The organism is Acidovorax sp. LjRoot194, assembly GCF_964253015.1.
GTDB lineage: Bacteria > Pseudomonadota > Gammaproteobacteria > Burkholderiales > Burkholderiaceae_C > Acidovorax.
This window is the reverse complement of sequence record NZ_CAXUQB020000001.1, coordinates 1,837,421-1,853,399: the sequence shown is the minus strand read 5'-3', so window position 1 is coordinate 1,853,399 and position 15,979 is coordinate 1,837,421. Positions and strand designations below refer to the sequence as shown.

Genomic DNA, 15,979 nt, shown 5'->3' with positions numbered 1-15,979 from the left:
CTTTCTGACTTTCGATATTTCCACCGTCACTGACCGAGGCCCTGTCACCATGCCCCTGCCCCCAGCCCCCAGCCGGCGCGCCGCCCTCCTCGCCCCCGAAGCCTACGATGTGACCGCCCGCCCCGGCAAGGCGGCCACCACGGCCACCGCTGCAGAAGCAGCCGATGCCATCAGCTCGGCACCCGAAGTGGCGACACCGGCAGCACGCACCACAGCCCGCAAGGCAGCGGCTGAACGCACGGCCTCCTTGCAGGTCGTCTCCAGCATCGCACCCGCAACGCCCACTACCACGGCAGAGCGCACGGCCACGCGCAGCACCCGTGCCGAGCCTGCCGCCCCGGTGGAGTCCCGCAGCCCCGCCCGCAAGGCCCCGGCACGCACCACCGCTGCGTCTGCCGCAGCAGCAGCCCCCGCCGTGGCCGCCCCTATGGTTGCAGCAGCTCCATCGGCCAGCCGCAGCAAGCGCAGCAAGTCCCAGGGCCCGACCAAGCTGTTCGTTCTGGACACCAACGTGCTGCTGCACGACCCCACCAGCCTGTTCCGCTTTGAAGAGCACGACATCTTCCTGCCGATGATCGTGCTGGAAGAGCTCGACGGCCACAAGAAGGGCATGACCGAAGTCGCCCGCAACGGCCGCCAGACCAGCCGCTCGCTGGACGCACTGGCCGGCGTGCAGGGCGCCGACATCGGGCGCGGCCTGAAGCTTGACTCCACCGGGCAGCGCGCTGCCGGCGGCTGCCTGTACTTTCAGACCGCACCGCTGGACTACAGCCTGCCCACCAGCCTGCCACAAGGCAAGGCCGACAACCAGATCCTGGGTGTGGTCGAAGCCCTGCGCAAGGAACACGCGCCGCGCGAAGTGGTGCTGGTGTCCAAAGACATCAACATGCGCGTCAAGGCGCGCGCCCTGGGCCTGAACGCTGAGGACTACCAGAACGACAAGACCCTGGAAGACGGCGACCTGCTGTACGCCGGCGTGCTGGCGCTGCCGCCCGACTTCTGGGCCAAGAGCGGCAAGAACGTCGAAAGCTGGCAGAGCGGAGCGCACACCTACTACCGCATCGGCGGGCCCATCGTGCCGCAATTGATGATCAACCAGTTCGTGTACTTCGAAGCGCCCGGCGAGCCCAGCCTGTTCGCCCGCGTGAGCGAGATCCGCGAAAAGACGGCGGTGCTTCAGACGCTCAAGGACTACGGCTCGGCCAAGCACGCGGTGTGGGGCGTGACCACGCGCAACCGCGAGCAGAACTACGCCATGAACCTGCTCATGGACCCCGACATCGACTTCGTCACCCTGACCGGCACGGCCGGCACCGGCAAGACCCTGCTGGCCCTGGCCGCGGGCCTGACCCAGGTGCTGGACGACCGCCGCTACACCGAGATCATCATGACCCGCGCCACCGTGAGCGTAGGCGAGGACATCGGCTTCCTGCCCGGCACCGAAGAGGAAAAGATGGGCCCCTGGATGGGCGCGCTGGACGACAACCTCGAGTTTCTGGCCAAGGGCGACGGCGGCAATGCCGGCGAGTGGGGCCGTGCCGCCACCAACGAGCTGATCCGCAGCCGCATCAAGATCAAGAGCATGAACTTCATGCGCGGCCGCACCTTTTTGAACAAATACGTGATCATCGACGAGGCGCAGAACCTGACGCCCAAGCAGATGAAGACGCTGATCACCCGCGCGGGCCCCGGCACCAAGATCATCTGCATGGGCAACCTGGCGCAGATCGACACGCCGTACCTGACCGAAGGCTCCTCGGGCCTGACCTATGCGGTGGACCGCTTCAAGGGCTGGCCGCACAGCGGGCACATCACGCTGGCACGCGGCGAACGCTCGCGCCTGGCGGATTTCGCGAGCGAGGTGCTCTGAGTTGGCGGCGGGATGGATCACGGCGCTCAAGCTGGTGCCGTGGCGCGACGTCATCGAGGCGACACCCCAGGTGCTGGCTGCGGCCAAAAAGCTCATGGGCGCCACCCGGGCGGGCCACGGTGCAGCCGGGTCGGACACCGCGGCGGGCACACCTGCCAGCCTGGCGGCAACGCCTGAAACGGCCCTGCGCCAGTGGCAGGACCGCGTGGCACGCCTGGAACAGGAGCAGCAGGCATCCGCCGTGCTGATCCAGTCACTGGCCGAGCAGAACGCCCAGGTGGTACAAGCCGTGGAAGCACTGCGAAAGCGCAGCCAGCGCTTGACCGCTGCGGTAGCGGTGCTGGGCGTACTGGGTGCGGGCTTGCTGATCCAGGTGCTGCGGCAGTAGCAATAGCGCAGCTGTAACGCAGCTGTAGCGCCACAGCGGTGGACGGAGCCGAACAGAGGCGAACAGGGCCGGTCAGGGCCGACAAGGTACCAGCCCTTTTTGGCAAAAGACGGGTTGCGGTGCCAGAGCGACATCCGCAAAACGCTCACATATTGATAGCTGCTAGCGCTTGATAGACAAGCGGTAGCGGCTATTTTTCTATCAATAATCGTCGCCCGAGCCCATCGCCAGGTTCTCAAAGCGGGTCTGGTTCTTCTGGAAGAACAGCTTCACGGTACCTGTGGGGCCGTTACGCTGCTTGCCGATGATGACCTCAGCCACGTTCGGCTCCTTGCTGTCCTTGTTGTAGTAGTCGTCGCGGTAGATGAACATGATGATGTCGGCATCCTGCTCGATGGCGCCGGACTCCCGCAGGTCGGACATCATGGGGCGCTTGTCGGTGCGCTGCTCGACCGAGCGGTTGAGCTGCGACAGCGCGATCACCGGGCACTGCAACTCCTTGGCCAGCATCTTGAGGCCCCGGGAGATTTCGCCCAGCTCGGTGGCGCGGTTGTCGGAGCTGCCAGCGCCCGAGCCGCTCATGAGCTGCAGGTAGTCGACCACGATCAGCCCGAGCTTGCCGCACTGGCGCGCCAGCCGCCGGGCGTTGGCCCGCAGCTCGCCAGGGGTGAGGCCGGGGGTCTCATCGATGTGCAGCGACACGGTGCGCAGCTTTTCGATCGCCTCGGTCAGGCGCGGCCATTCGTCGTCGGTCAGTTTGCCCGTGCGCAAGTTGCCCTGGTTCACCCGGCCGATGGAGCCCACGATACGCACCGCCAGCTGGGCAGCGCCCATTTCCATCGAGAAGATGGCGACCGGAAGGCCTTCGTTGAGTGCCACGTGTTCAGCGATGTTCACCGCGAACGAGGTCTTGCCCATAGAGGGGCGGGCTGCCAGCACCACCATGTCACCCGCCTGCAGGCCCGACGTCATGCGGTCCAGGTCGGCAAAGCCGGTGGGCACGCCGGTCACGTCCACCGGGTTGTCCGCCATCTCCTGCACCCGGTCGAGCAGGTCGATCACCAGGGTGTCCAGCGACTGAAAGCCCTGCTTGGTGCGCGAGCCCTCTTCGCCGATGGCGAAGATCTTGGCCTCGGCCTCGTCCAGGATGCGCTCCACCGTCTTGCCCTGCGGATTGAAGGCATTGGTCGATATTTCATCGCTCGCCGTCACCAGCTTGCGCAGGATGGCCCGCTCGCGAACGATCTCGGCGTAGCGGCGGATGTTGCTGGCGCTGGGGACGTACTGGGCCAGGTTGTTCAGGTAGGCCAGGCCGCCCATCTCCTGCGCCTTGCCCTGGTTCTTCAGGTGCTCGAAGACGGTGATGACGTCGGCGGGCTTGCTGGCGTTGATCAGCGCACCGATGGCCGAGTACACCATCTGGTGTTCGTGGCGGTAGAAGTGGCTCTCCACCAACAGGTCGCCCACGCGGTCCCAGGCGTTGTTGTCCAGCAGCAGGCCGCCCAGCACGCTGGACTCGGCTTCGATGGAATGCGGCGGCACGCGCAGCTGGGCCACCTCGCGGTCTGGCTGCGACATCGAGGGTTCGAAGCTCTGTTCGTCAAGCGGAGGGAAAACAGCGGACATGGGGTTCCTTGAGGCAAGCCTTCAATGCTAGCTCAGCATGTTCAACTTACGCGGGATAAGTCTGTGGATAACGAGTGCACAGCCGGTGTGCACCTCTGTATGACGCCGATTTCCAAAAAACAAAAAGCCGCCCGAAGGCGGCTTTCTGAAATATGCACGATGCACTCGGCCAACCGGCCGGGGCCGGCAGGCGGTCATCGATCAGGCGGTTTCGCCGTAGACCGACACGGTCACGTCCACCACCACGTCGGTGTGCAGAGCCACGCTCACCGTGCTGTCGCTCACGACCTTGATAGGGCCGTTGGGCAGGCGGATTTGCGACTTGGCAATCTTGTAGCCTTGCTTGTTCAGCTCTTCGGCGATGTCATGGTTGGTCACGGAACCAAACAGACGGCCGTCCACGCCAGCCTTTTGCGTCAGCTTGACGGTGGTGCCAGCCAGCTTTTCGCCTTGGGCTTGGGCTTCTGCCAGCTTGGCAGCTGCTGCCTTTTCGAGTTCAGCGCGCTTGGCTTCGAACTCTGCCTTGGCAGATTCGGTGGCGCGACGGGCGCGGCCAGCGGGGATCAGGAAGTTACGGGCGTAGCCGTCCTTGACCTTGACGATTTCACCCAGGTTGCCGAGGTTCACAACCTTGTCGAGCAGAATGATTTGCATGGGTTGTGCTCCTTAGATCTTGTGCTGGTCGCTGTAAGGCACCAGGGCCAGGAAGCGCGCGCGCTTGATGGCGGTGTTCAGCTGACGCTGATAGATGGCGCGCGTGCCGGTCAGGCGTGCGGGGATGATCTTGCCGTTTTCGGCGATGAAATCGCGCAGCGTGTCGACATCCTTGTAGTCGATTTCTTCAACGCCCGTCACCGTGAAGCGGCAAAAGCGCTTGCGCTTGAACAGCAGGGACTGGGTGTTGCGCTTTGGGCGCTTGTCTTTGTTGAACTTCTTGAACGTGGCCATTGCGGACCCCTTGAAAATTAATTTTGTTGAATATCCTGGATGTGCAGCACTGCGGTCTTGCCATTGCGCGGGTTTGCCAGAAATCCACTGAAAGTCCAGAGACTTCCGATGTTCTGCCTTGCCAGACGCTCGGCCATCGCACCAAAGGCGACGGCTTTCATGGCAGCCTTGACTTCGCGGGGGTGGCCTGCCTCGGTCTGCCGGGACTCGTGTTCGAGCCGCAGCGTGAGGGCAGGCAATCCGGCGGGTGTGTAGCGCAGGGGTTCAGCCTCTGCGATACATGCGGTCAAGACTACGCGGTTCTCCACTCCAACGGGCTGGATCAGCGCTCGGCGCGCTCTGGACGTTCCTGGCGCTCGGCGCGATCAGGACGATCACCACGCTCGCCACCGGCGGCTGCGTATTCAGCCTGGCTGGCCTTGCGGGCTTCTTCGCGCTCGACGGTCTTCATCATCGAAGATGGACCCGTGTCGGCCTTCTTCTTCTGAACCGTCAGGTGGCGCAGCACAGCGTCGTTGAACTTGAAGGCGTGCTCCAGTTCAGCCATCACAGCCTGGTCGGCTTCGATGTTCACGCACAGGTAGTGGGCCTTGGCCAGCTTGTTGATCAGGTACGCCAGTTGACGGCGGCCCCAGTCTTCCACGCGGTGCACCTTGCCACCGCCAGCGGTGATCATGCCCTTGTAGCGCTCCAGCATCGCTGGAACTTGTTCGCTTTGATCCGGGTGGATCAACAAAATGATTTCGTAATGACGCATGCAGACTCCTTTTGGATGACACCACCCGCTGCGTCTAGAAGCGGTGTGGCAAGGCAAAGCCGGCAATTATAGCCCGCCCTGCGCCGCTTGTACACTCACGCCTGTTCCGGCCCCGGCAAAACCCCGAAATGTGGCACCCAAACTGCCTGGGGGCCTTGCAAATTCGCCGGGCGGGACGACATGCCCTACAGCAAAACGCGCCGTACGCGGGGAGGCGGCCACAAGCCCCTGCGCCGCACCTTGAAATGCAGGGGGCGCGTCCCCACATCCCGCGCGTATTCACTGTTTCACTGTTTATTCACCTTCAGACCAAGACATGTCAGACACCAGCCAACCCACCCCACAGAGCGCCGCCGCCCCCGAAGAAGTTGAAGCCGCCATGGCTGCCCACGCCTCCGACGAGCTGGCGCGGCTGCAGGGCGAGCTGGCCGAGCTCAAGGCCAAGAGCGCCGAACTGGCCGACCAGTTCCTGCGCGCCAAGGCAGAGGCTGAAAACGCCCGCCGCCGCGCCGAGGACGAAGTCTCCAAGGCCCGCAAGTTCGGCATCGAGAGTTTTGCCGAAAGCCTGCTGCCCGTGGCCGACAGCCTGGACGCCGCCCTCGGTATCAAGGAAGCCACGCCCCAGCAGCTGCGCGAAGGCGCCGATGCCACGCTGCGCCAGCTGACCTCGGCCCTGGAGCGCAACAAGGTCCTGGCCATCAACCCCGCTGCCGGTGCCAAGTTCGATCCGCACCAGCACCAGGCCATCAGCGTGGTGCCCGCACCTGCCGATTCCACACAGGAAGCCAATACGGTGGTCGCCGTGCTGCAAAAGGGCTATGTGATCGCCGAGCGCGTGCTGCGCCCTGCCCTGGTCACCGTCGCCGCCCCCAAATAAATGGTGGATAACGGCTTGAAGCCAGCCAAGTTATCCACAAGTTACTAGCCATCCAAACCATTCAAGCATCACGGAGAAAAATCATGGGAAGAATCATCGGCATTGACCTGGGCACCACGAACAGCTGCGTTTCCATCATGGAGGGCAACACGACCCGCGTGATCGAGAACAGCGAAGGCGCTCGCACCACCCCGTCCATCGTGGCGTATCAGGAAGACGGCGAGATCCTCGTCGGCGCCTCGGCCAAGCGCCAGGCCGTGACGAACCCCAAGAACACGCTGTACGCCGTCAAGCGCCTGATCGGCCGCAAGTTCACCGAAAAAGAAGTGCAAAAGGACATCGACCTGATGCCCTACAAGATCGTGGCCGCCGACAACGGCGACGCCTGGATCGAAGTGCGCGGCAACAAGCTGTCGGCACAGCAGGTGTCTGCCGACATCCTGCGCAAGATGAAGAAGACGGCCGAGGACTACCTGGGCGAGCCCGTGACGGAAGCCGTCATCACCGTGCCTGCGTACTTCAACGACGCACAGCGCCAGGCCACCAAGGACGCCGGCCGCATTGCGGGCCTGGACGTCAAGCGCATCATCAACGAGCCCACCGCTGCCGCGCTGGCCTTCGGCCTCGACAAGCAGGAAAAGGGCGACCGCAAGATCGCCGTGTATGACCTGGGTGGCGGCACGTTCGACGTGTCCATCATCGAAATCGCGGACGTGGACGGCGAAAAGCAGTTCGAAGTGCTGTCGACCAACGGCGACACCTTCCTGGGAGGCGAAGACTTCGACCAGCGCATCATCGATTTCATCATCGAAGAGTTCAAGAAGGAATCCGGCGTCAACCTCAAGAACGACGTGCTGGCCCTGCAGCGCCTGAAGGAAGCAGCGGAGAAGGCCAAGATCGAGCTGTCGAACTCGGCCTCGACCGACATCAACCTGCCTTACGTGACTGCCGATGCGTCGGGCCCGAAGCACTTGAACATCAAGCTGACCCGCGCCAAGCTGGAGTCGCTGGTGGATGAGCTGATCGAGCGCACCATCGCCCCTTGCCGCATGGCCATCAAGGACGCCGGCGTGTCCGTGTCCGACATCCACGACGTGATCCTGGTCGGCGGCATGACCCGCATGCCCAAGGTGCAGGAAAAGGTGAAGGAATTCTTCGGCAAGGAACCCCGCAAGGACGTGAACCCTGACGAAGCCGTGGCCGTGGGCGCCGCCATTCAAGGCCAGGTGCTGTCGGGCGACCGCAAGGACGTGCTGCTGCTGGACGTGACTCCGCTGTCCCTGGGTATCGAAACCCTGGGTGGCGTCATGACCAAGATGATCCAGAAGAACACCACCATTCCGACCAAGTTTGCGCAGACGTATTCGACCGCGGACGACAACCAGCCTGCAGTGACCATCAAGGTCTACCAGGGCGAGCGTGAAATGGCGGCGGGCAACAAACTGCTGGGTGAGTTCAACCTGGAAGGCATTCCACCGGCAGCGCGCGGCATTCCGCAGATCGAAGTGTCGTTCGACATCGACGCCAACGGCATCCTGCACGTCGGCGCCAAGGACAAGGGCACCGGCAAGGAAAACAAGATCACCATCAAGGCCAACTCCGGCCTGTCGGAAGAAGAAATCCAGCAGATGGTGAAGGACGCCGAGCTCAACGCCGCCGACGACAAGAAGAAGCTCGAGCTGGTGCAGGCCCGCAACCAGGGCGAAGCCGCCGTGCACAGCGTGAACAAGAGCCTGACCGAGCATGGCGACAAGCTCGACGCGGGTGAAAAGGACGCGATCACGGCCGCCGTGAAGTCTCTGGAAGAAGTCTTGAAGGGCGAAGACAAGGCTGCCATCGACGAGAAGACCACCGCGCTGATGGCCGCCAGCCAGAAGCTGGGCGAGAAGATGTACGCCGAATCGCAGGCTGCGCAAGCAGGCCAGGGCGCAGCAGGCGGTGCAGACGCCACCAGTGGCGGTGCCTCGGCCTCGTCGTCCAAGCCTGCGGACGACGACAACGTGGTCGATGCCGAGGTGAAGGAAGTCAAGAAGGGCTGAGCACGCCCCCGTTGACCCGAGCCGCCGCGCAATGCTCCCAGGGAGCTGCGCGGCGTTCCTGCTCCAACCGGGCTCAGAAAGACCATGTCCAAAAGAGACTTTTACGAAATCCTGGGCGTTCCCAAGAACGCGTCGGATGAAGAGATCAAGAAGGCTTATCGCAAGCTGGCGATGAAGCATCACCCTGACCGCAACCAGGGGGATGCCGCCAAGCCTGCCGAAGAGAAGTTCAAGGAGGCCAAGGAGGCCTACGAGATGCTCTCCGACCCGCAAAAGCGGGCCGCCTACGACCAGTACGGCCACGCCGGCGTGGACCCGAACATGCGCGGCCCCGGCGGCGCGGGGGCCGAGGGCTTCGGCGGCTTTGCCGAGGCGTTTGGCGACATCTTCGGCGACATGTTCGGCCAGCAGGGCGGGCGCGGGCGCGGCGCGGGTGGCCGCCAGGTGTACCGGGGCAACGACCTCAGCTACGCCATGGAAGTCACCCTGGAAGAGGCCGCCCGCGGCAAGGACGCGCAGATCCGCATCCCCTCCTGGGACAGCTGCGACACCTGCCACGGCAGCGGTGCCAAGCCCGGCACCACCGCCAAGACCTGCGGCACCTGCCAAGGCTCCGGCACGGTGCAGATGCGCCAGGGCTTCTTCAGCGTTCAGCAGACCTGCCCGCACTGCCGCGGCACGGGCAAGATCATTCCCGAGCCGTGCACGACGTGCCATGGCCAGGGCAAGATCAAGAAGCAAAAGACGCTGGAAGTGAAGATTCCTGCGGGCATCGACGACGGCATGCGCATCCGCAGCACCGGCAACGGCGAGCCGGGCACCAACGGCGGCCCGCCGGGTGACCTGTACATCGAGATCCGCCTGAAGAAGCACGACATCTTCGAGCGCGACGGCGACGACCTGCACTGCCAGGTACCGGTGAGCTTCATCACCGCAGCCCTGGGTGGCGAGATCGAGGTGCCAACGCTGCAAGGCAAGGCGGCCATCGACATCCCCGAAGGCACCCAGGCCGGCAAGCAGTTCCGCCTGCGCGGCAAGGGCATCAAGGGTGTGCGCGCCAGCTACCCGGGCGACCTGTACTGCCACATCGCGGTCGAGACCCCCGTCAAGCTGACCGAGCACCAGCGCAAGCTGCTGCGCGAGCTGGAAGACTCGCTCAAGAAGGGTGGCGGCCGCCATTCGCCCAGCGGTGAAAGCTGGACGGACAAACTGAAGAACTTCTTCAGCTGATCTGGCAAGGTACCCAACGGGTACCCACCCCCCTCAAAAAACCGCACGGTGTCCGCAAAAGGCCCGTGCGGTTTTTTTACGGCCCGCGCACCCCGATAAGACCGCACACGCGATGGACGACATCGCGGTACGCGATGGCAACACGGGTTCTTTTAGAAGAAAATACCGCAACGCCTTCTCCAAACGAGAAGCACAAGACCCCCACACCCGATGAAAAGCTCCGAGCGCAGTTTTGCGCGCCGCATTGACCTGACTTCGCTGCAGCTGTTTGTGGCGGTGTGCGAGCTGGGCAGCATCGGCCGGGCTGCGGAGCGGGAGTTCATTGCGGCATCGGCCGTGAGCAAGCGCCTGTCCGACCTGGAAACCGCGGTGGACACCGCGCTGCTGTACCGCCACAGCCGCGGCGTGACCCTGACGCCCGCGGGCGAAAGCCTGCTGCACCACGCGCGCACGGTGCTCTTCGGCCTGGAGCGCATGCAGGGCGAGCTCAGCGAATACGCCGACGGCGTGCGCGGCCATGTGCGCATGCACGCCAACATCTCGGCCATCTTCCAGTTCCTGCCCGAAGACCTGGGCGCCTTTGCCCGCGAGCACAGCCAGATCAAGATCGACCTGCAGGAGCACCTGAGCACCGACGTGCTGCACGCCGTGCAGGAAGGCGCGGCCGACCTGGGCATCTGCAACGTGAACATGGCCGGCAGCAACGGCGCCACAGATCTGCAAAGCCGCACCTACCGCGCGGACCGGCTGGTGCTCGTCATGCCTGCAGGGCACGCCCTGTCTGCGCAAGCAGCTATCAATTTTGAAGAAGTCCTGGACTGGGACATCGTGGGCCTGCACGCCAACAGCAGCATCAGCCTGGCCATGCGCTCGGCGGCTGCCGCGGCTGGCCGGCCACTGCGCCAGCGCATCCAGGTGACGGGCCTGGACGCCATGTGCCGCATGATCGACAACGGCCTGGGCGTGGGCCTGCTGCCCGACCGGGCCTTCGAGCTGATGCGCGGCGTGGGCCGCCTGGTCGCCGTCCCCTTGTCAGACACCTGGGCGCACCGCGAACTGCGCGTGGTGGCCCGCGACTTCGACGCCCTGCCCGTTACCGCCCGCCTGCTGGCAGAGCATCTGTCTCCGCGCGCTGCGACTGCCGACGCGCCAGAGCCCCGCCACTAAAATCAAACCCCCACCGAAAGAAAAGAGCCACCCATGGGACGCACGCTGTACGACAAGATCTGGGACGAACACGTCGTCCACACCGAAGAGGACGGCACCTCCGTGCTCTACATCGACCGCCATCTGGTGCACGAAGTCACCAGCCCCCAGGCCTTCGAAGGCCTGCGCGAGGCGGGCCGCAAGGTCTGGCGCATGAGCTCCATCGTGGGCACGGCCGACCACAACACACCCACCACGGGCTGGGACCAAGGTTACGACGGCATCACCGACCCCATCAGCAAAGAGCAGATCACCACGCTGAACGACAACATGGCGCAGATCACGCCGGCGGCGTTCTTCCCGTTCATGCACAAGCGCCAGGGCATCGTCCACGTGATCGGCCCTGAAAACGGCGCCACCCTGCCGGGCATGACGGTGGTGTGCGGCGACAGCCACACCAGCACCCACGGCGCGTTCGGCGCGCTGGCCCACGGCATCGGCACCAGCGAGGTCGAGCACGTCATGGCCACGCAGACGCTGCTGGCCAAGAAGGCCAAGAACATGCTGGTCCAGGTGGACGGCACCCTGGGCAAAGGCGTGACCGCCAAGGACATCGTGCTGGCCATCATCGGCAAGATCGGCACGGCCGGCGGCACGGGCTACACGATCGAGTTTGCCGGCGCGGCCATCCGCAGCCTGAGCATGGAAGGCCGCATGACCGTGTGCAACATGGCCATCGAAGGCGGCGCGCGCGCGGGCCTGGTCGCCGTGGATGACAAGACCATCGACTACGTGAAGGGCCGCCCCCTGTCGCCCACCGGCGTGGAATGGGACCAGGCCGTGGCCTACTGGAAGACGCTGCACTCCGACGCGGACGCGCAGTTCGACACCGTGGTCAAGCTCAACGCCGCCGAGATACAGCCGCAGGTCACCTGGGGCACCTCGCCCGAGATGGTGCTGGGCATCGACGCCCGCGTGCCCGACCCCGACAAGGAAAAGGACGCCAACAAGCGCGGCGCCATCGAGCGTGCGCTCACCTACATGGGTCTGGCGCCCGGCAAGCAGATCAACGACATCACCATCGACAAGGTGTTCATCGGCTCGTGCACCAACAGCCGCATCGAAGACATGCGCGAAGCCGCTGCCGTGGTGAAGAACCTGGGCCGCAAGGTCGCGAGCAACGTGAAGCTGGCCATGGTGGTGCCCGGCTCCGGCCTGGTCAAGGAACAGGCCGAGCGCGAGGGCCTGGACCAGATCTTCAAGGCCGCAGGCTTCGAGTGGCGCGAGCCCGGCTGCTCGATGTGCCTGGCCATGAACGCCGACCGCCTGGAGCCCGGCGAGCGCTGCGCATCCACCAGCAACCGCAACTTCGAAGGGCGCCAGGGCGCCGGTGGCCGCACGCACCTGGTGAGCCCTGCGATGGCTGCCGCTGCTGCGGTGCATGGCCACTTCGTGGACGTGCGCCAGTTCTCCTGAGCATCGGCTGCCGCCCCCCCCACCTTCATCCAATACGTTTTTGTTCCCACACCGTCCGTTGAACTCTCCACTGCCCGAAGGAGCCCTGCCATGACAAAGACCGCCGCATTCATCGCCCTCTCGCTGGCCTTCCTGCTGGCTGGCTGCAACACCGTCAAGGGCGTGGGCCAGGACGTCCAACGGGCCGGTGGCGCCCTCGAACGCGCTGCCAACAAATAAGCACCCCACCATGCAGAAATTCACCGTGCACAAGGGCCTCGTGGCCCCTATGGACCGCGAGAACGTCGACACCGACGCGATCATCCCCAAGCAGTTCCTCAAGTCGATCAAGAAGACGGGCTTCGGCCCCAACCTGTTCGACGAGTGGCGCTACCTGGACAAGGGCGAGCCCGGCATTCCCGAGTCGGCCCGCAAGCCCAACCCCGACTTCGTGCTGAACCTGCCGCGCTACAAAGGCGCCAGCGTGCTGATCGCCCGCAAGAACTTCGGCTGCGGCTCCAGCCGCGAACATGCGCCCTGGGCGCTGGACCAGTTCGGCTTTCGCGCCATCCTGGCACCCAGCTTTGCCGACATCTTCTTCAACAACAGCTTCAAGAACGGCCTCTTGCCCATCGTGCTGCCCGAGGCCACCATCGCCCAGCTGTTCGACGAAGTGGCGGCCTTCCCTGGCTACACGCTGACCGTGGACCTGGAGCGGCAGGTCATCGTCAAGCCGCAAGGCGAAGAGATCCCGTTCGACGTGATCGCCTTTCGCAAGTACTGCCTGCTCAACGGCTTTGACGACATCGGCCTGACCTTGCGCAAGTCCGACAAGATCAAGGCCTTCGAGGCCGAGCGGCTGGCCGCCAAGCCCTGGCTGGCGCATTCGATGGTGTCCTGAACACCCGGTTTTTGGCAAAAACAACGGCTACCGCTTGATGGACAAGCGCTAGCCGCTATCAAAAGAGAAGCAAATAATGAAAATCGCAGTGTTGCCGGGTGACGGCATTGGTACCGAGATCGTCGCCGAGGCCGTCAAGGTCCTGGAAGTGCTGGACCTGAATTTCGAGATGGAATCCGCCCTGGTCGGCGGCGCCGCGTACGAGGCCCACGGCCACCCGCTGCCCGAAGCCACCCTGAAGCTGGCCAAGGACTCCGATGCGATCCTGTTCGGCGCTGTGGGCGACTGGAAGTACGACAAGCTCGACCGCCCCCTGCGCCCCGAGCAAGCCATCCTGGGCCTGCGCAAGAACCTGGGCCTGTTCGCCAACTTCCGCCCGGCCATCTGCTACGAGCAACTGGTGGACGCATCGAGCCTCAAGCCCGAGCTGATTGCCGGCCTCGACATCCTCATCATCCGCGAGCTGACGGGTGACATCTACTTCGGCCAGCCCCGCGGCCGCCGCACGGCGGTGGACGGCCACTTCCCCGGTGCCGAAGAAGCCTTCGACACCATGCGCTACTCGCGCCCCGAGATCGAACGCATCGCCCGCGTGGCCTTCGAGGCGGCCCGCAAGCGCGGCAAGAAGGTCACCAGCGTAGACAAGGCCAACGTGCTGGAGACCTTCCAGTTCTGGAAGGACGTGGTCATCGACGTGCACAAGGACTACCAGGACGTGGAGCTGGAGCACATGTATGTGGACAACGCCGCCATGCAGCTGGTGAAGAAGCCCAAGGCCTTCGACGTGATCGTGACCGGCAACATGTTCGGCGACATCCTGTCGGACGAAGCCTCGATGCTGACGGGCTCCATCGGCATGCTGCCGTCGGCCAGCCTGAACAGCAGCAACCAGGGCCTGTACGAACCTAGCCACGGCAGCGCCCCCGACATCGCGGGCAAGGGCGTGGCCAACCCGCTGGCCACCATTTTGTCGGCCGCGATGATGCTGCGCTTCTCGCTGAACCAGGATGAATCCGCCAAGCGCATCGAAGCCGCCGTGCAAAAGGTGCTGGAGCAAGGCCTGCGCACGCCGGACATCTACAGCGAAGGCACCACCAAGGTGGGTACGTCGCAAATGGGCGACGCCGTGGTGAAGGCGCTGTCGGCGCAATAAGCCGACGGGCACGGCCCGCCGCCGCCCCGACCTCACCCCGAGAAAGCGCCGCACCGCGGCGCTTTTTTATGGGTGCCGCATATTCAGCTGTCGCCCAAAAGCATCGGGCAGCACTGAAATACAGCGGTTCGGGCGTAAAAATGCGGTATTCAGATGCGATCCGGTACAATCTCGCCCATGTTTGCCGCCCGCCCGTTCGACCTGAACACCGCTACTGCCGCCCTGGCAGGCGTGGCTGTGCGCGCAATCACCACCAAAACCACGACCATTACGGGCTGACCCAGCTCCGGTATCGTCGTGCGCCCTCCCTGGCCCAGACGAGCCGGGGCAAAGGTCAGTCCCGGTCGGGCACTGTTTCTTACACTGAAAGGGGCGTTGAAATGAGCAAGTTGGTAGGGTTGGTCGGCTGGCGTGGCATGGTCGGCTCGGTCCTGATGGACCGCATGCAGCAAGAGAAGGACTTCGATCTGATCGAACCCCTGTTCTTCTCCACCTCGAACGCAGGCGGCAAGGCCCCTGCCCAGGCCAGGAACGAGACTGCCCTGCAGGACGCGTTCAACATCGAGGCCTTGAAGCGCTGCGAGATCATCATCACCGCCCAGGGCGGCGACTACACCAACGAGGTCTACCCCAAGCTGCGCGCGGCCGGCTGGAACGGCCACTGGATCGACGCCGCATCCTCCTTGCGCATGGAGAAGAACGCGGTCATCGTGCTCGACCCGGTCAACATGCCGGTCATCCAGAATGCCCTGGCCCACGGCGGCAAGGACTGGATCGGCGGCAACTGCACCGTGAGCTGCATGCTGATGGGCGTGGGCGCGCTGTACAAGGCGGGCCTGGTGGAATGGATGAGCACCCAGACCTACCAGGCGGCATCGGGCGGCGGTGCCCAGCACATGCGCGAACTGCTCACGCAGTACGGCACGCTGAACGCCGAAGTGCGCTCGCTGCTGGACGACCCCAAGAGCGCTATCCTGGAGATCGACCGCAAGGTCATCGCCAAGCAACGCGCCCTGACCGGCGCCGAAACCGCCAACTTCGGCGTGCCCCTGGGCGGCAGCCTGATCCCCTGGATCGACAAGGACCTGGGCCTGGGCAAGAGCCAGGACGATCCCGCCTGGGGCATGTCCAAGGAAGAATGGAAGGGCATGGCCGAGACCAACAAGATCCTGGGCCAGGGCGAAGGTTTCCAATCCGCCGCGGTGCCGGTCGACGGTTTCTGCGTGCGTGTGGGTGCCATGCGCTGCCACAGCCAGGCACTGACCTTCAAGCTCAAGAAGGACGTGCCCCTGGCTGACATCGAAGCCATGATCGCCGCCGACAACGAGTGGGCCAAGGTGGTCCCGAACACCCGCGAAGCCACCATCAAGGACCTGACCCCCGTGGCCGTGACCGGCACCATGACCATCCCTGTGGGCCGCATCCGCAAGCTGGCGATGGGCCCCGAATATGTGGGCGCCTTCACCATCGGCGACCAGTTGCTGTGGGGTGCTGCCGAGCCCCTGCGCCGCATGCTGCGCATCCTGCTCGAAGCCTGATCCGCCCCCTTGAAAAGCGCGCCCAGCCCCCAGCTGAGCGCGCTTTTTTTA

Annotated in this window: 16 protein-coding genes; 11 read left to right on the top strand and 5 right to left on the bottom strand. The window is 64.4% G+C overall.

What is annotated here, in order from left to right; genetic code table 11:
* The first annotated feature begins 49 nt into the window (after window positions 1-49).
* Entirely contained in the window at window positions 50-1,870 is a 1,821-nt protein-coding gene (locus ACSQ3N_RS08470; RefSeq protein ID WP_436146049.1) for a PhoH family protein, read from the top strand.
* 1 nt (window position 1,871) lies between these two features.
* On the top strand, window positions 1,872-2,258 hold the full coding sequence (locus ACSQ3N_RS08465; protein ID WP_436146048.1) for a hypothetical protein: 387 nt from the start codon (window positions 1,872-1,874) through the stop codon (window positions 2,256-2,258).
* A 201-nt stretch (window positions 2,259-2,459) separates the two neighbouring features.
* Here ACSQ3N_RS08465 and dnaB read toward each other — a convergent pair whose 3' ends face one another.
* The 5 genes from dnaB to rpsF form a co-directional block, all read right to left on the bottom strand.
* A complete protein-coding gene (gene dnaB, locus ACSQ3N_RS08460; RefSeq protein WP_436146047.1) occupies window positions 2,460-3,884 on the bottom strand; it encodes a replicative DNA helicase in 1,425 nt (474 codons plus the stop codon).
* A 201-nt stretch (window positions 3,885-4,085) separates the two neighbouring features.
* Window positions 4,086-4,538, bottom strand: coding sequence for a 50S ribosomal protein L9 (gene rplI / locus ACSQ3N_RS08455; protein ID WP_056162244.1), 453 nt, complete (start codon window positions 4,536-4,538; stop codon window positions 4,086-4,088).
* Window positions 4,539-4,550: 12 nt separating this feature from the next.
* Window positions 4,551-4,832, bottom strand: a complete 282-nt coding sequence (gene rpsR / locus ACSQ3N_RS08450; RefSeq protein ID WP_044397946.1) for a 30S ribosomal protein S18 — start codon at window positions 4,830-4,832, stop codon at window positions 4,551-4,553.
* A gap of 17 nt (window positions 4,833-4,849) precedes the next feature.
* Window positions 4,850-5,140: a primosomal replication protein N gene (gene priB, locus ACSQ3N_RS08445; RefSeq protein ID WP_436146046.1), complete on the bottom strand. Its 291-nt coding sequence runs from the start codon at window positions 5,138-5,140 to the stop codon at window positions 4,850-4,852.
* 14 nt (window positions 5,141-5,154) lie between these two features.
* Window positions 5,155-5,589, bottom strand: a complete 435-nt coding sequence (gene rpsF, locus ACSQ3N_RS08440) for a 30S ribosomal protein S6 (RefSeq protein ID WP_056162238.1) — start codon at window positions 5,587-5,589, stop codon at window positions 5,155-5,157.
* A gap of 316 nt (window positions 5,590-5,905) precedes the next feature.
* Here rpsF and grpE point away from each other — a divergent pair, with 316 nt between their 5' ends.
* The 9 genes from grpE to asd all read left to right on the top strand — a co-directional run bounded on the left by grpE (window position 5,906) and on the right by asd (window position 15,928).
* Complete coding sequence (gene grpE, locus ACSQ3N_RS08435; RefSeq protein WP_436146045.1) at window positions 5,906-6,466, top strand: nucleotide exchange factor GrpE; 561 nt, start codon at window positions 5,906-5,908, stop codon at window positions 6,464-6,466.
* Between the two features lie 59 nt (window positions 6,467-6,525).
* Window positions 6,526-8,505, top strand: coding sequence for a molecular chaperone DnaK (gene dnaK, locus ACSQ3N_RS08430; RefSeq protein ID WP_436147934.1), 1,980 nt, complete (start codon window positions 6,526-6,528; stop codon window positions 8,503-8,505).
* 84 nt (window positions 8,506-8,589) lie between these two features.
* Window positions 8,590-9,735 carry a molecular chaperone DnaJ gene (dnaJ, locus tag ACSQ3N_RS08425; protein ID WP_056162229.1) on the top strand — a complete coding sequence of 382 codons (1,146 nt, stop codon included), beginning with the start codon at window positions 8,590-8,592 and terminating at the stop codon, window positions 9,733-9,735.
* Window positions 9,736-9,945: 210 nt separating this feature from the next.
* On the top strand, window positions 9,946-10,902 hold the full coding sequence (locus ACSQ3N_RS08420) for a LysR substrate-binding domain-containing protein (RefSeq protein ID WP_436146044.1): 957 nt from the start codon (window positions 9,946-9,948) through the stop codon (window positions 10,900-10,902).
* A gap of 33 nt (window positions 10,903-10,935) precedes the next feature.
* Window positions 10,936-12,357, top strand: a complete 1,422-nt coding sequence (gene leuC / locus ACSQ3N_RS08415; RefSeq protein WP_056162223.1) for a 3-isopropylmalate dehydratase large subunit — start codon at window positions 10,936-10,938, stop codon at window positions 12,355-12,357.
* A 90-nt stretch (window positions 12,358-12,447) separates the two neighbouring features.
* The gene (locus tag ACSQ3N_RS08410; RefSeq protein WP_436146043.1) at window positions 12,448-12,576 is read left to right on the top strand and encodes an entericidin A/B family lipoprotein; all 129 of its coding nucleotides are present in this window, start codon (window positions 12,448-12,450) and stop codon (window positions 12,574-12,576) included.
* A gap of 10 nt (window positions 12,577-12,586) precedes the next feature.
* Window positions 12,587-13,237 carry a 3-isopropylmalate dehydratase small subunit gene (gene leuD / locus ACSQ3N_RS08405; RefSeq protein ID WP_436146042.1) on the top strand — a complete coding sequence of 217 codons (651 nt, stop codon included), beginning with the start codon at window positions 12,587-12,589 and terminating at the stop codon, window positions 13,235-13,237.
* Window positions 13,238-13,313: 76 nt separating this feature from the next.
* On the top strand, window positions 13,314-14,390 hold the full coding sequence (gene leuB / locus ACSQ3N_RS08400) for a 3-isopropylmalate dehydrogenase (RefSeq protein ID WP_056162214.1): 1,077 nt from the start codon (window positions 13,314-13,316) through the stop codon (window positions 14,388-14,390).
* A 380-nt stretch (window positions 14,391-14,770) separates the two neighbouring features.
* A complete protein-coding gene (gene asd, locus ACSQ3N_RS08395; protein ID WP_056162211.1) occupies window positions 14,771-15,928 on the top strand; it encodes an aspartate-semialdehyde dehydrogenase in 1,158 nt (385 codons plus the stop codon).
* Window positions 15,929-15,979 lie beyond the last annotated feature (51 nt).

Bases quoted from the DNA above. Each gene is read 5' to 3' on its own strand.
- ACSQ3N_RS08470 (WP_436146049.1), top strand. From the start codon at position 50: ATGCCCCTGCCCCCAGCCCCCAGCCGGCGCGCCGCCCTCCTCGCCCCC.
- dnaB (WP_436146047.1), bottom strand. From the start codon at position 3,884: ATGTCCGCTGTTTTCCCTCCGCTTGACGAACAGAGCTTCGAACCCTCG.
- rplI (WP_056162244.1), bottom strand. From the start codon at position 4,538: ATGCAAATCATTCTGCTCGACAAGGTTGTGAACCTCGGCAACCTGGGT.
- rpsR (WP_044397946.1), bottom strand. From the start codon at position 4,832: ATGGCCACGTTCAAGAAGTTCAACAAAGACAAGCGCCCAAAGCGCAAC.
- rpsF (WP_056162238.1), bottom strand. From the start codon at position 5,589: ATGCGTCATTACGAAATCATTTTGTTGATCCACCCGGATCAAAGCGAA.
- grpE (WP_436146045.1), top strand. From the start codon at position 5,906: ATGTCAGACACCAGCCAACCCACCCCACAGAGCGCCGCCGCCCCCGAA.
- dnaJ (WP_056162229.1), top strand. From the start codon at position 8,590: ATGTCCAAAAGAGACTTTTACGAAATCCTGGGCGTTCCCAAGAACGCG.
- ACSQ3N_RS08420 (WP_436146044.1), top strand. From the start codon at position 9,946: ATGAAAAGCTCCGAGCGCAGTTTTGCGCGCCGCATTGACCTGACTTCG.
- leuC (WP_056162223.1), top strand. From the start codon at position 10,936: ATGGGACGCACGCTGTACGACAAGATCTGGGACGAACACGTCGTCCAC.
- ACSQ3N_RS08410 (WP_436146043.1), top strand. From the start codon at position 12,448: ATGACAAAGACCGCCGCATTCATCGCCCTCTCGCTGGCCTTCCTGCTG.
- leuD (WP_436146042.1), top strand. From the start codon at position 12,587: ATGCAGAAATTCACCGTGCACAAGGGCCTCGTGGCCCCTATGGACCGC.
- leuB (WP_056162214.1), top strand. From the start codon at position 13,314: ATGAAAATCGCAGTGTTGCCGGGTGACGGCATTGGTACCGAGATCGTC.
- asd (WP_056162211.1), top strand. From the start codon at position 14,771: ATGAGCAAGTTGGTAGGGTTGGTCGGCTGGCGTGGCATGGTCGGCTCG.